Origin of the sequence: Acidovorax sp. LjRoot118 (assembly GCF_964253575.1) — a bacterium.
In the GTDB taxonomy this organism is placed as follows: Bacteria; Pseudomonadota; Gammaproteobacteria; order Burkholderiales; family Burkholderiaceae_C; genus Acidovorax.
The window spans coordinates 4340369-4353716 of the sequence record NZ_CAXURB020000001.1 but is presented as its reverse complement, the minus strand read 5'-3'; the positions used below and the strand labels follow the sequence as shown (position 1 = coordinate 4353716).

12 protein-coding genes are annotated in these 13348 nt (G+C 66.0%); 7 read left to right on the top strand and 5 right to left on the bottom strand.

The window, feature by feature from the left end; genetic code table 11:
• Positions 1-650 precede the first annotated feature (650 nt).
• From ACSQ9E_RS20600 to ACSQ9E_RS20575, 6 genes are all read left to right on the top strand, one after another.
• Positions 651-1970 (top strand): mechanosensitive ion channel family protein, encoded by a 1320-nt coding sequence (locus ACSQ9E_RS20600; RefSeq protein WP_436219033.1) that lies wholly within the window; start codon positions 651-653, stop codon positions 1968-1970.
• Between the two features lie 136 nt (positions 1971-2106).
• Entirely contained in the window at positions 2107-2856 is a 750-nt protein-coding gene (locus ACSQ9E_RS20595; RefSeq protein ID WP_436219032.1) for an electron transfer flavoprotein subunit beta/FixA family protein, read from the top strand.
• A gap of 20 nt (positions 2857-2876) precedes the next feature.
• Positions 2877-3809, top strand: a complete 933-nt coding sequence (locus ACSQ9E_RS20590; RefSeq protein WP_436219031.1) for an electron transfer flavoprotein subunit alpha/FixB family protein — start codon at positions 2877-2879, stop codon at positions 3807-3809.
• 93 nt (positions 3810-3902) lie between these two features.
• Complete coding sequence (locus ACSQ9E_RS20585; RefSeq protein ID WP_436219030.1) at positions 3903-5693, top strand: acyl-CoA dehydrogenase; 1791 nt, start codon at positions 3903-3905, stop codon at positions 5691-5693.
• A gap of 103 nt (positions 5694-5796) precedes the next feature.
• Positions 5797-6750 carry an NAD(P)H-dependent flavin oxidoreductase gene (locus ACSQ9E_RS20580; protein WP_057199722.1) on the top strand — a complete coding sequence of 318 codons (954 nt, stop codon included), beginning with the start codon at positions 5797-5799 and terminating at the stop codon, positions 6748-6750.
• A gap of 161 nt (positions 6751-6911) precedes the next feature.
• Positions 6912-8042 (top strand): ABC transporter substrate-binding protein, encoded by a 1131-nt coding sequence (locus ACSQ9E_RS20575; RefSeq protein WP_436219029.1) that lies wholly within the window; start codon positions 6912-6914, stop codon positions 8040-8042.
• Between the two features lie 15 nt (positions 8043-8057).
• On the opposite strand, the gene ACSQ9E_RS20570 is transcribed toward ACSQ9E_RS20575, so the two are convergent.
• Genes ACSQ9E_RS20570 through ACSQ9E_RS20560 form a run of 3 tightly spaced genes read right to left on the bottom strand, consistent with a single transcriptional unit; the run spans position 8058 to position 11025 of the window.
• Positions 8058-9059, bottom strand: a complete 1002-nt coding sequence (locus tag ACSQ9E_RS20570; protein WP_369818131.1) for a cytochrome d ubiquinol oxidase subunit II — start codon at positions 9057-9059, stop codon at positions 8058-8060.
• Between the two features lie 17 nt (positions 9060-9076).
• Positions 9077-10438 (bottom strand): cytochrome ubiquinol oxidase subunit I, encoded by a 1362-nt coding sequence (locus ACSQ9E_RS20565; RefSeq protein WP_057199725.1) that lies wholly within the window; start codon positions 10436-10438, stop codon positions 9077-9079.
• A 2-nt stretch (positions 10439-10440) separates the two neighbouring features.
• Complete coding sequence (locus tag ACSQ9E_RS20560) at positions 10441-11025, bottom strand: GbsR/MarR family transcriptional regulator (RefSeq protein WP_157412289.1); 585 nt, start codon at positions 11023-11025, stop codon at positions 10441-10443.
• A gap of 186 nt (positions 11026-11211) precedes the next feature.
• On the opposite strand from ACSQ9E_RS20560, the gene ACSQ9E_RS20555 reads away from it, so the two are divergent.
• Entirely contained in the window at positions 11212-12330 is a 1119-nt protein-coding gene (locus ACSQ9E_RS20555) for an acyltransferase family protein (RefSeq protein WP_436219028.1), read from the top strand.
• 102 nt (positions 12331-12432) lie between these two features.
• Here the strand turns inward: ACSQ9E_RS20555 and ACSQ9E_RS20550 are convergent, their stop codons facing one another.
• Together ACSQ9E_RS20550 and rnk are read right to left on the bottom strand one after the other, a co-directional pair.
• Positions 12433-12840, bottom strand: a complete 408-nt coding sequence (locus ACSQ9E_RS20550; RefSeq protein ID WP_436219027.1) for a hypothetical protein — start codon at positions 12838-12840, stop codon at positions 12433-12435.
• Positions 12841-12924: 84 nt separating this feature from the next.
• Complete coding sequence (gene rnk / locus ACSQ9E_RS20545; RefSeq protein WP_436219026.1) at positions 12925-13338, bottom strand: nucleoside diphosphate kinase regulator; 414 nt, start codon at positions 13336-13338, stop codon at positions 12925-12927.
• Between the last annotated feature and the right edge of the window lie 10 nt (positions 13339-13348).

The window sequence follows — 13348 nt, the reverse complement described above, 5'->3', positions numbered from 1 at the left end:
CAGCCTGCGATGCTCGGACCTGGGGTGGTGCCGCAGAACTCGCTACGTTCTTCGAACTCCGCTCAGACAGCTGCGGCAAGCCAGAGCACGAAGCGTGTGTGTCCTTCGGCACACACGCCCACCCCAGCTCCTGCGCTTCTCGGCGCAGCCAGCAGGGGTGGGGAGCGGGGACAAAGACGGCTGCTGCTGCGCAGCTGCGCCTGGTGTCGGTTCGCGCTTTGCGCTGCCGACGTGTGGGGCGATCACTCTGGCGAGCCGAGCGCAGCGAAGGACCACAGGCCGAGCGAAGCAATGGCCCGTGTGGAGCCCGCTCCCACCCCCTTCTGACCGTGCCGAGAAGCGCAGGGCCTGGGGTGAGCGCGTGCCGAAGGACACGCGCATCGTTGTCTGACTCACCGCGGTTGTTTGAGCGGAGTTCACCCGCAGGGGGAACGCAGCGAGTTCCGCGGTGCACCCCAGGCCCGAGCATCGCAGGCTGCCCCCTCGCCCCCGGGCGAGGGGGACGCGGGCAGCGGGGTCGCCTTTCTTTTGGGTACTTTTCTTTGGCGAAGCAAAGAACAAGTACCTCGGCCGCCGGGCCGAGACCCGGCCTCCGCCTCTAGATCAAGCAAACAGTCACCACCAGCACCGCGTGGAACGGACCCAACTGCATGGAAATCCTCGACAAACTACTGACAGACTTCAACCACTCCAGCGTCTGGCTGGAACTCGGCGTCCTGGCCGCCGCCATCGCCATCGCCCTGTTCGCCGCCAGACTGATAGGCCGCAACCAACCCCCCGATTCGGTCTGGATCGGCCGCAACACCATCGACGGCCTGCTCTTCCCCCTGATCGCCCTGGTCCTGACGTTTGCAGGCCGCCTCGCGGTGGAGCACTACCATCCGGTCTTCGTGCTGCGCATCGCAGTCCCCATGCTGGTCTCGCTCGCGCTGATCCGCTTCATCGCCCGCGTGCTGCGCGTCGCCTTCCCGGCATCGGCCCTGGTGCGCCTGCTCGAAGGGCTGTTCTCCTGGGTCATCTGGGGCGCGGCCGTGCTGTGGATCGTGGGCCTGCTGCCCGCCGTGCGCAGTGAGCTCGACAGCATCACGCTCAACTTCGGCAAGTCCACCGTCAGTGTCGCCACGCTGATCGAGGGCGCGCTGTCCGCCAGCCTGGTGATGGTGGCCGCGCTGTGGATCTCAGCCACCTTCGAGCGGAGGGTGCTCGCTACGGCCGTCACCGATCTGTCCATGCGCAAGGTCGCCGGCAACGCCGTGCGCGCCGTGCTGCTGCTCGTGGGCATGCTGTTCGCGCTGTCGGCCGTCGGGGTGGACCTCACGGCGCTGTCGGTGCTGGGCGGGGCAGTGGGCGTGGGCCTGGGCTTTGGCCTGCAAAAACTCGCTTCCAACTACGTGAGCGGCTTCGTGATCCTGCTGGAGCGCTCTCTGCGTATCGGCGACAACGTGCGCGTCGATGGCTTCGAGGGCCGTATCACCGACATCAAGACCCGCTACACGTTGATCCGTGCGGGCAACGGGCGCGAGTCCATCGTGCCCAACGAGACGCTGATCACCCAGCGCGTGGAGAACCTGTCGGACGCCGACCGCAAGTTCAACGTCACCACCAACATCATCGTCGGCTACGACAGCGACGTGGGCCAGGTGCAGGCCATCCTGTGCGCGGCCGCCGCAGCGCAGGCGCGCGTGCTCAAGGAGCCCGAGCCTGTGGCCTTTCTCATCAATTTCGCGCCAGACGGGCTCGAATTCAGCCTCAACTTCTGGATCAGCGATCCCTCGGCCGGCTCGCTCAACCTGCGCTCGGCCATCAACATCGCCATCCTCGATGGCCTGCGCGCCGCGAACATCGACATCCCTTACCCGCAGCGCGTGGTGCAGTTCAAGGACGGTGCCGTCCCTGCCGGCCTGTCTCCGGGTGCTGCCGTGACCGGTGCCTCCGGCGAGACATCGGGCGGCTCGCCGAGTGCCCTATAATCACTAAAAAGCACGATCGTTCTTTTTTATGCCCCTGCGGTCGGTGGTCCCGGCCCGCGCCCTTTGGGGTGCACTGCGGCATAGAATGTTCTAGTTTACGTAAACGTCAATTCAACCAACTCTAGGAGCCGCAGCAATGAAGGTCTTGGTCCCTGTCAAGCGCGTGGTCGACTACAACGTCAAAGTCCGAGTCAAGTCGGACCAAACGGGTGTGGACATCGCCAACGTGAAGATGAGCATGAACCCCTTTGACGAAATCGCCGTCGAAGAGGCCGTGCGCCTGAAAGAAAAAGGCCTGGTGACCGAAGTCATCGCCGTCTCCTGCGGCGTGGCCCAGTGCCAGGAAACTCTGCGCACCGCCATGGCCATCGGCGCCGACCGCGCCATCCTGGTCGAGACCGACGTCGAACTGCAACCCCTGGCCGTGGCCAAGATCCTCAAAGCCCTGGTCGACAAAGAGCAGCCCGGCCTCGTGATCCTGGGCAAGCAGGCCATCGACGACGATGCCAACCAGACAGGCCAGATGCTGGCGGCCCTGGCCGACCTGCCCCAGGCCACCTTCGCCAGCAAGGTCGAACTTGCCGCCGACAAGGTCAGCGTGACCCGCGAAGTCGACGGCGGCCTGGAAACCCTGGCCCTCACCCTGCCTGCAGTCATCACCACCGACCTGCGCCTGAACGAGCCCCGCTACGTCACCTTGCCCAACATCATGAAGGCCAAGAAGAAGCAGCTCGATACCGTCAAGCCCGAAGACCTGGGTGTGGATGTCACCCCCCGCCTCAAGATCCTCAAGGTGACCGAGCCCGCCAAGCGCGGCGCCGGCGTCAAGGTGGCCGACGTGGCCGCCCTTGTCGACAAGCTCAAGAACGAAGCCAAAGTCATCTGAACAATAAGGAGAACAAGCAAATGACCGTACTCGTTATTGCCGAACACGACAACGCCACCGTCAAGGGTGCGACCCTGAACACCGTGACCGCCGCCATTGCCTGCGGCGGTGACGTGCATGTGCTGATCGCCGGCCACAATGCCGGTGCTGCAGCCCAATCCGCCGCACAAATCGCGGGTGTGGCCAAGGTGATCCATGCGGATGCCCCCGGCCTGGAACACGGCCTGGCCGAGAACGTGGCCGCGCAAGTCCTGGCCATTGCTGCCAACTACAGCCACATCCTGTTCCCCGCCACCGCCAGCGGCAAGAACGTGGCGCCCCGCGTGGCCGCCAAGCTCGATGTGGCCCAGATCAGCGACATCACCAAGGTGATCTCCCCCGACACCTTCGAGCGCCCCATCTACGCGGGCAACGCGATTGCCACTGTGCAGAGCAGTGACGCCACCAAGGTCATCACCGTGCGCACCACGGGCTTCGACCCTGCAGCGGCCAGCGGCGGCAGCGCAGCCACAGAAACCTCCGCCGCAACAGCGGATACCGGCAAAAGCGTCTTCGTGGGCAGCGAGATCGCCAAGAGCGACCGGCCCGAGCTGACCGCCGCCAAGATCATCGTCTCCGGTGGCCGGGCTTTGGGCAGCAAGGAAAAGTTCGACGAAGTGATGACCCCGCTGGCCGACAAGCTGGGCGCCGCCCTGGGCGCCAGCCGCGCTGCGGTGGATGCCGGCTATGCACCGAACGACTGGCAAGTGGGCCAGACCGGCAAGATCGTGGCGCCGCAGCTGTACATCGCTGCGGGTATCTCGGGGGCCATCCAGCATCTGGCCGGGATGAAGGACTCCAAGGTGATCGTGGCGATCAACAAGGATGCGGAGGCGCCGATCTTCAGTGTGGCGGACTATGGGCTGGAGGCGGATCTGTTTACCGCTGTGCCGGAGCTGGTCAAGGCCTTGTAAACACGTGTTCTGAGGCTGCGTTCCCTGTGGCCCAGGCACTGAAAGGCATCGTTCGCGGTGCCTTTTTTTTGAGAATTTTTCCCGGAGACATCCATGAGTTACACCGCCCCCGTCAAGGACATGCTGTTCGATATCGAGCACCTGGCCAACATTGAACAGATCGCACAGATTCCCGGCTTCGAAGACGCGGGCCTCGACACCGCCCAGGCCGTGCTCGAAGAGTGCGCCAAGTTCAACGAGGGCGTGCTGGCTCCGCTGAACTTCGAGGGTGACAAGAACCCGTCGAGCTGGAAGGACGGCGTGGTCACCACCACCCCCGGCTTCAAGGACGCCTTTCGCCAGTATGGCGAGGGCGGCTGGCAGGGCCTGCAGCACCCGGCCGACTTTGGTGGCCAGGGCCTGCCCAAGACCATCGGCGCCGCCTGCATCGAGATGTGCAACAGCGCCAACATGAGCTTCGCGCTGTGCCCGCTGCTGACCGACGGCGCCATCGAGGCGCTGCTCACGGCCGGCAGCGATGAGCTCAAGGCCACCTACCTTGAAAAGCTGGTGACCGGCGAGTGGACCGGCACCATGAACCTCACCGAGCCCCAGGCCGGCTCCGACCTGGCCCTGGTGCGCACGCGTGCCGAACCCCAGCCGGACGGCAGCTACAAGGTCTTCGGCACCAAGATCTTCATCACCTATGGCGAGCACGACATGGCCGCCAACATCGTGCACTTGGTGCTGGCCCGTGTGCAGGGCGCGCCCGAGGGCGTCAAGGGCATCAGCCTGTTCGTCGTGCCCAAGTTCATGGTCAACGCCGACGGCAGCCTGGGCGCGCGCAACGACGCGCACTGCGTGAGCATCGAGCACAAGCTCGGTATAAAGGCCAGCCCCACGGCCGTGCTGCAGTTCGGCGACCATGGCGGTGCCGTGGGCTACCTCGTGGGCCAGGAGAACCGGGGCCTCGAATACATGTTCATCATGATGAACGCCGCACGCTACGCCGTGGGCGTGCAGGGCATCGCGATTGCCGAGCGTGCCTACCAGAAGGCCGTGGGCTATGCGAAAGACCGTGTGCAAAGCCGCCCCGTGGACGGCTCCATTGCCGCCAGCGCGCCCATCATCCACCACCCCGATGTGCGCCGCATGCTCATGACCATGCGCGCCTACACCGAGGGCTGCCGCGCCATGGCCACCGTGGCTGCCGCTGCCTACGACGCCGCGCACCACCACCCCGATGCCGATGCGCGCAAGCAGAATGCCGCGTTCTACGAATTCATGGTGCCGCTGGTCAAGGGTTACAGCACCGAGATGAGCCTGGAAGTCACCAGCCTCGGGGTGCAGGTGCATGGCGGCATGGGCTTCATCGAGGAAACGGGCGCCGCCCAGTACTACCGCGACGCCAAGATCCTCACCATCTACGAAGGCACCACCGCCATCCAGGCCAATGACCTCGTGGGCCGCAAGACCGCGCGCGACGGCGGCCAGACCGCCAAGGGCATTGCCGCACAGATCGAGAAGACCGAAGCCGAACTGCTGGCCAACGGCACCCCTGCCGCCAAGGCCGTGGCGCGCCGCCTCACGGCCGCACGCCAGGCCTTCCTTGACGTGGTGGACTTCGTTGCCGGCGGCACCAAGACCTCGCCCAACGCCGTGTTCGCCGGCAGCGTGCCCTACCTCATGCTGGCGGGCAACTTGGTGGCCGGCTGGCAACTGGCGCGCAGCCTGCTGGTGGCGCAGGCGCTGTTGCACAAGGGACAGGACAGCGCCTTCATGCAGGCAAAAATCACCACGGCGCAGTTCTACGCCGAGCACATCCTGGTCAAGGCGCCGGGCCTGCGCGACAGCATCGTCGAAGGCGCCGACAGCGTGACGGAGCTGGCGCTCGATTCCTTCTGAGCGCACGGGGGAGACAAGCAGGGCCGGCGCGCTGTGCGCGAGGGCCTGCGCCCCTCAAGAATCTGATCCATTCATCCATCCTTCAACCTGGAACGAACCCGCCATGTCCAAGCTGCCCCCCGCATTGCAGAACCTCTCGCTGCCCGTCATCGGCTCGCCGCTGTTCATCATCAGCAACCCCAAGCTCGTGATCGAGCAGTGCAAGGCCGGCGTGGTGGGTTCCATGCCGTCGCTCAACGCGCGCCCCGCCGAGCTGCTCGACGAATGGCTGGCCGAGATCACCGAGACGCTGGCGGCCTACAACAAGGCCAACCCCGACAGGCCGGCCGCGCCCTTCGCCATCAACCAGATCGTGCACAAGAGCAATGACCGGCTGGAGCACGACATGCAGGTCTGCGCCAAGTACAAGGTGCCGATCATCATCACCAGCCTGGGCGCGCGCGAGGACGTGAACCAGGCGGTGCATGCCTGGGGCGGCATCGTGCTGCACGACATCATCAACAACAAGTTCGCGCACAAGGCCATCGAGAAGGGCGCCGACGGCCTGATCGCCGTGGCCGCCGGTGCCGGCGGCCATGCGGGCGTGAAGAGCCCGTTCGCCCTGATTCAGGAAATCCGCCAGTGGTTCGACGGCCCCATCGCGCTCAGCGGCGCCATCGCCAGCGGCGATGCGGTGCTGGCCGCACAGGCCATGGGCGCCGACTTCGGCTACATCGGTTCGGCCTTCATCGCCACGCACGAAGCGCGCGCCAGCGACGAATACAAGCAGGCCATCGTGGCCGGCACGTCCGACGACATCGTCTACAGCAACCTCTTCACCGGCGTGCACGGCAACTACCTGGCGCCCTCGATCCGCGCCGCCGGCATGGACCCGGACAACCTGCCCGAATCCGACCCGAGCAAGATGAACTTCGGCGGCGACGCCAAGAAGGCCTGGAAGGACATCTGGGGCTGCGGCCAGGGCATCGGCGCCATCGACGCCGTGACCAGCACCGCCGAGCTCGTGGCTCGCCTGCGCAGCGAATACCAGGCCGCCCGCGCTCGCCTGGCCCTCTGATCCCGAGGTGCGTAGCCAGAGCCAGCCCTGGCTGCCCGCCTCCAGGACAGGGCTAACCCCTACGGCCCGGCACCAGGGCCTGCAGATAATGATGATCAATAACCAAATGGACCGCAGGGCACTGGGCCTGGTCGATCATCATTGGCAAGCTGGGGGACGACATGCTTCGGATACTTGTGTTGCTGGCCGCGCTGGGGGCGGCCGGGCTGTGCCATGCCCGCAATGAGGGCGTGACGCCGGACGAGATACGGCTCGGCGCCTCGGCTGTGCTCTCGGGCCCGCTCGGCCCCCAGACCGCGCAGTATGGCGAGGGTTCGCGCCTGCTGTTCGATGCCGTCAATGCCCAGGGCGGCGTGCACGGCCGCATGATCCGCTACACCACGCTCGACGATGCCTTCGACGCGCAAAAGGCGGTGGAGAACACGCGCAAGCTGCTCGAGACCGACAAGGTCTTCATGGTCTACAACAGCACCGGCACCGCGCAGACGGCCGCCATCCTGCCGCTGATCCAGGAGCACCGCACCCTGCTGTTCGGGCCCGTCACCGGTGCCTCGGTGTTCCGCGAGAACTTCAACCCCCATGTGTTCCACGTGCGCGCAGGCTATGCCAGCGAGGCGCAGAAGATCGTCTCGCAACTGCGCCAGCAGGGCATGGACCGGGTGGCCGTGTTCTACCAGGACGACGGACTGGGCAAGACCTTGCTGGCCGAACTCAAGAAGGCCTCCGCGCAGGAAAAGCTCCCCTTCGTCGCCGAGATCAAGGTCGATCCGAAGCAACCCGATTTTGCCGCTGCCGGCCAGGCCACCGAAAAGGCCCAGCCGCAGGCCGTGATCGTGGCCACGGCGGGCACCACCTTCACCTACTACATCAAGGGCGTGCAAGCCACCTCGGCGCGGCCCACGTACTACGGCTTTTCGGTGGCCAGCATGGACGTGATCCAGCGCGAGCTCAAGGAGAAGGCGCGCGGCATCATCCTCGCGCAGATCATGCCCTCGCTGCGCAGCACCACCGTGCCGGTGGTCGCCGAGTACCTGGCGCTGCTGCGCGCCAAGTCGCCGGGCGCGCAACCCTCGGCCTCGCAATTTGAGGGCTTCGTGCATGCGCGCCTGCTGGTCGAGGGCTTGCGCCGCGCCGGGCGCAACCTGAGCACCGAATCCTTCACCCGCGCCATGGAAGAGGCCGGCGAAATCTCGTTCGGGCGCTTCAACGTGAAATATTCGCCCAAGAACCACAACGGCTCGACCTATGTGGAGCTGGCTATCGTGGATGCCGAGGGCAGCCTCAGGTATTGAGGCGTGAACCGGCGCTCACAGCCCGTACGTCAGCTCCCGCGCCTTGCCCCAGAACACCCGGTACATGAAGACCGTGTAGACGATGATCACCGGCAGCGTGATCGCCACACCGATCCCGATCACCACCAGCGACTCAGTGGCGCTGGCCGCCTCCCACACCGTGAGGCGGTCGATCACGATGAACGGGTAGATGCTGTAGGCCAGCCCAAAGAAGGCCAGCACGAACACCACCACCGTGGCCACGAACACGATCCAGCCGTAGCCGGCCTGCACCACGCGCGGCGTGTGCAGCACATGGCGGATGGCGAAGAACGCGCCCACGCAGGCCAGCGGTATGGGCAGCAGCGCAAACAGCTCGGGCAGCACGAACCATTTGGCAAACACCGTGTGGCTCACCAGCGGCGTGGCCAGCGAGATGCCGGCCAGCGCCGCGCCCATGGGCCACAGCACCTTGCGGCCCCAGGCCAGGGCCTTGTGCTGCAGGTCACCCTCGGTCTTCATGATGAGCCAGCCCACGCCCAGCATGGCGTAGGCCGCCGGCAGCGTGAGCGCGATGCCCGCCGAGAACAGCAGGCCCCAGGTGTCGTTCTGCAAGCCGGTGATGTAGGCGCCCAGCATCCAGCCCTGGGCCAGCGTGGTGACCAGCGAGCCGGCTGCGAACAGGCGGTTCCAGGTGGCCTTGTGCGAGTCGCGCGCCTTCACGCGGAAGTCGAAGGCCACGCCGCGCAGGATCAGCCCCACCAGCATCACCGCCACCGGCAGGTACAGGGCCGACAGCACCATGCCGTGGGCCTTGGGAAAGCAGATCAGCAGCACGCCCACGCCCAGCACCAGCCAGGTCTCGTTGGCGTCCCAGAAGGGGCCGATGCTGGCGACCATCACGTCCTTTTCGGCATCGGAGGCAAAGGGCAGCAGAATGCCCACGCCCAGGTCGTAGCCGTCCAGCACCACGTAGGCCAGCAGTGCCAGCCCCATGACGGCCATGAAGATCAGCGGAAGGGCCGTGGCCCAGGTCATGTCCATGGTGTTGCTCCTCAGATGGCTTGCGGTGCTGGGGGCGCCACGGCCGCGGTGGGCATGGTCGAGTGCTCGGCCATGTACTTGATCACGCCGATGTAGGCCACCAGCAGCAGCACATACACAGTGAGGTAGGCCACCAGCGTGCCGGCCACCATCCCGGGCGGGTGCTGGGCCACGGCGTCCGCCGTGCGGAACAGGCCATAGACCAGAAAGGGCTGGCGGCCGATCTCCGTCACGTACCAGCCGGCCAGCGTGGCCACCCAGCCCGAGAACGTCATGCCCACCAGGGTACCCAGCAGCAGGCGGGGCAGGGTGCTCAGGTCCTGCCCGCGGCGGCGCCACAGCATGAACGCGCCCCACCAGGCCACGGCCAGCATCAGCATGCCCATGCCCACCATCACGCGAAAGCCCCAGAACACCGGCGCCACGGGCGGGTGCGCACCTGGAAAATCGTTGAGCCCCTTGAGCTCGGCATCGATGTCGTGCGCCAGGATCAGGCTGGCGGCCTTGGGGATCTGGATGGCGTAGTCCGTGCGGCCTTCCTTCTCGTTGGGCAGGCCGAACAGCGTGAGCGCAGCGCCCTTCTCGGTGTGCCAGATGCCTTCGATGGCGGCGATCTTGGCGGGCTGGTGTTCCAGCGTGTTCAGACCATGCAGGTCGCCCATGAAGATTTGCAGCGGGATCACGATGGCCACCGCCGTGATGGCCGTGCGCAGTGCCTTGCGTGTGCCATCGGTGGCCGTGCCCTTGAGCAGTTGCCAGGCACTCACCCCCGCGATCAGGAAGCCCGCCGTGAGGGCCGACGCCAGCAGCTTGTGGCCCAGCCGGTAGGGGAAGGAGGGGTTGAACACGATGGCCAGCCAGTCCACCGCATGGAACTTGCCATCGATGATCTCGTAGCCCGCAGGTGTCTGCATCCATGAGTTCAGGCTCAGGATCCAGAAGGCCGAGAGCGTGGTGCCAAAGGCCACCATCAGCGTGGCCGCCAGGTGCACTCGGTCGGACACGCGGCCCCGGCCGAACAGCATGATGCCCAGGAACGACGCCTCCAGAAAGAAGGCCGTGAGCACCTCATAACCCAGCAGCGGCCCGGCGATATTGCCCACCTGCTCCATGAAGCCCGGCCAGTTGGTGCCGAACTGAAAACTCATGGTGATGCCCGAGACCACGCCCAGCGCAAAGCTCAGCGCGAACACCTTGGTCCAGAAGTAGTAGGCCTGCTCCCAGCCCAGCGCGGCGGGCGTGCCGCGCGTGGCCCCGTGGCGTAGCCGAAAGAACACCAGGAACCAGCACAGCGCGATGGTGATGGTGGGAAACAGGATGTGAAAGCTGATGTTCGCCGCGAACTGGATGCGCGACAGGGTGAAAGCGTCCATGGTCAAACCCCCTTGTCCTTGCCCGTGCTGCCGCCCTTGCCGGTCAGGCGGTCCTTGAATTCGAGCACCCGGGTGACGGCCGTGCCCATGCCCATCAACTGCATCGCCGTCTCGGGCGCCAGCCGCTGCACATCGTCGAACCAGGTCATCAGCCTGTCAATCAGCTCGTGCATCTCGCGCATGCGCTGCTGGGCATGGCGCTCCTCCTCGGAGCCGGGTTCTTCGAGCAGCGCCATGCGCAGCATGGACAGCGTGGGTTCGATCTCGCGGCGGCGGCGTTCCTCGGCCAGCACACGGAAGATCTCCCACACATCCTTGGGTGCCTCGAAGTATTCACGCCGGTCGCCCGGCTGGTGGCTCAGCTTCACCAGGCGCCAGGCCTGCAGCTCCTTGAGCCCCATGCTGACGTTGGAGCGCGAGAACTCCAGCGTTTCGGCGATCTCGTCCGCATTGAGCGGGCGCGGCGACAGGAAGATCAGGGCATACATCTGCCCCACGGTGCGGTTGATGCCCCAGCGGCTGCCCATTTCACCGAAGTGGGCCACGAACTGGCGGTTCAGAGGAGGGAGGTGTTTGACATAGGTCATGGGCCCAATTGTGCGCTTGATTTATTGAATTTTCAGTAAATACTGAAAATTCAGAATGAAGTGACATTTGCAGCGTCTGCCATGCCGATTGCACGCGCGACAGCGCAAATTTCTGTAACAGGCGACAATAGGCAGGTTTTGCCCGCAATGGCGGGAGTGTCATTCAGCCGACCGTTCCATCCACCCATGCCTTCCGCCACCTCCCGCACTCCCCTGATCGACATGGTCAAGGGGCTGGCGTGCGCCGCCATCGTCTGCCACCACCTGGCCTTCTACGGCCCGATGTCCGACATCGCCGCGCCGCTGGCGCCGTGGCTGATGGCCTGGCTGTACGACTATGGGCGCATGGCGGTGCAGGTGTTCCTGGTGCTGGGTGGCTACCTAGCGGCCGCCAGCCTGGCCCCGCAGGGCGTGGCCCGCTTCGACAGTGCCGGGGCGGTGATCACCAAGCGCTTCGTGCGGCTCGTGGTGCCTTACGCGGTGGCACTGCTGCTGGCGGTGCTGGTGTCGGCGCTGGTGCGGTCGTGGATGGACCACCACTCCGTGCCCGACGAGCCCACGCTCGCGCAATTGCTGGCCAATGCGCTTCTGCTGCAGGACATCGTGGGCGAGGATGCCCTCTCGGCCGGCGTCTGGTACGTGGCCATCGACTTCCAGCTGTTCGTGCTCAGCGTGCTCGTCTGGGCCGCCGTTCGGGCGCTACCCGGTGACTGGGCGCGCCGCAACGGGCCCGTGATCGGCAAAAGCCTGCTGGTGGCGCTCACGGCCACCTCGCTGTGGGTGTTCAATCTTGACAGTTCGCTCGACATGTGGGGCTGGTACTTCTTCGGCTCGTACGGGCTGGGCATGATGGCCTATTGGGCCGTGAAGTCCCCGCGCGCCACGGGCTGGCTGGCGCTCATGGTGCTGCTGGGCGGCAGCGCCCTGGCCATGGAACACCGCGGCCGCATCGCCCTGGCGCTGGTGGCTTCCGTGTTGCTGGTGGCGGCCTTGCGCTCGGCGCGGCTGCGCCAGTGGCAGGGCGTGGCGCCGCTGGTCCGGCTGGGCCAGATGTCGTACTCGGTCTTCCTCGTGCACTTCGCCGTGTGCCTGCTGGTTAACGCGGTCGTGGGCCACCTGTTCCCCGAGTCTCCCGTGGTCAACGCACTGGGCATGGCCCTGGCCTTCACCCTGTCGCTGATGGCGGGGCGGCAGCTCTACCAGCGGGTGGAGCGCCACGTGCCCACCTGGTCCATGGCATTGCGCTGGCAGGCCGGGCTGGTGGGGGCGGGCATGCTGGTGGCGATCAGCAGCCACTGGGCTTGAGCTGGGCGGTCCTTGCACTGCTGCCCTGGCCGGGGCAGCTGTTGTGCCCGGTTCGCTTGTCTAAAGAAGCCGGAGGGGCCAGAGAAGGCCCACATACATGGCTCAAACCGGTGGCAGTCCCTCACGCCGCTTGCGCTGCTTGTCCAGGAACCAGGCCATGAAGGGCAGCAGCAGCATCGAGCCGGGAATCACCCAGATGAACAGGTAGGGGCTGACCGACGAGGCCGAGCGCATCACGTCGCGCAGTTGATCACGCTCCTCGGCAGTCCAGTTGCCCTGGCGGCGCTGCTTCATCAGCCAGGCCACCGATCCCTTCATGGTTGCCATCTCGCGCTTCAGGCGGCTCTTCTCGCGGATGTTGCCGGCCAGGAAGGAGCAGAACCATTCGGGGGCCCGCTCCATGCGCTGCTGGAAGGCGGTGGTGGAGTCTGGGTCGAACCCAGGGGGCGCAGCCGCCAGCGCCGTTGCCGGGGCGTTCGGTTCGTCGGGCGGGTGCGGGGGCGCTGTCATGGGCCCCGATTGTCGCAGCAGGGCATGACAACGCAACACCTGTTGCAATTTGCAGCGGGTGCGCAACGGCCCCTGGCGTGGGGGCTACCTGTGCAGTTCGCCCGCCGCTTCAGGTTGGTACAGGATCGCCTTCACCCGCACCGTCATCGGCTTGCCGCCGGGGCCGGGCCACACCAGCGCATCGCCCACCGCCAGGCCCAGCAGGGCGCTGCCCACGGGCGCGAAGATCGACAGGCGGTCCGCGCTGCCGTCCATGTCGCGCGGGTAGACCAGCGTCAGGCAGAACTCCTTGCCCGTCTCCTCGATGGCGAACTGCACCGTGGAGTTCATCGTCACCACATGCGGCGGGATGTCCTCGGGCGTCACCACGTCGGCGCGGTCGATCTCGGCCTGCAGATCGGCCTTGCCGGGGAAGACGCTGGCCGGAATGGCGGCCAGCAGGGCTTCGATGCGGTCGACGTCCAGGGACGACAGGATGATCTGGGGCTTGCGCGCCATGGGGTACCTC

Coding starts and splice junctions, on each gene's coding strand:
- ACSQ9E_RS20560 (WP_157412289.1), bottom strand. CDS start 11,025: ATGACCTATGTCAAACACCTCCCTCCTCTGAACCGCCAGTTCGTGGCC.
- ACSQ9E_RS20565 (WP_057199725.1), bottom strand. CDS start 10,438: ATGGACGCTTTCACCCTGTCGCGCATCCAGTTCGCGGCGAACATCAGC.
- ACSQ9E_RS20600 (WP_436219033.1), top strand. CDS start 651: ATGGAAATCCTCGACAAACTACTGACAGACTTCAACCACTCCAGCGTC.
- rnk (WP_436219026.1), bottom strand. CDS start 13,338: ATGGCGCGCAAGCCCCAGATCATCCTGTCGTCCCTGGACGTCGACCGC.
- ACSQ9E_RS20550 (WP_436219027.1), bottom strand. CDS start 12,840: ATGACAGCGCCCCCGCACCCGCCCGACGAACCGAACGCCCCGGCAACG.
- ACSQ9E_RS20575 (WP_436219029.1), top strand. CDS start 6,912: ATGCTTCGGATACTTGTGTTGCTGGCCGCGCTGGGGGCGGCCGGGCTG.
- ACSQ9E_RS20580 (WP_057199722.1), top strand. CDS start 5,797: ATGTCCAAGCTGCCCCCCGCATTGCAGAACCTCTCGCTGCCCGTCATC.
- ACSQ9E_RS20585 (WP_436219030.1), top strand. CDS start 3,903: ATGAGTTACACCGCCCCCGTCAAGGACATGCTGTTCGATATCGAGCAC.
- ACSQ9E_RS20570 (WP_369818131.1), bottom strand. CDS start 9,059: ATGACCTGGGCCACGGCCCTTCCGCTGATCTTCATGGCCGTCATGGGG.
- ACSQ9E_RS20590 (WP_436219031.1), top strand. CDS start 2,877: ATGACCGTACTCGTTATTGCCGAACACGACAACGCCACCGTCAAGGGT.
- ACSQ9E_RS20555 (WP_436219028.1), top strand. CDS start 11,212: ATGCCTTCCGCCACCTCCCGCACTCCCCTGATCGACATGGTCAAGGGG.
- ACSQ9E_RS20595 (WP_436219032.1), top strand. CDS start 2,107: ATGAAGGTCTTGGTCCCTGTCAAGCGCGTGGTCGACTACAACGTCAAA.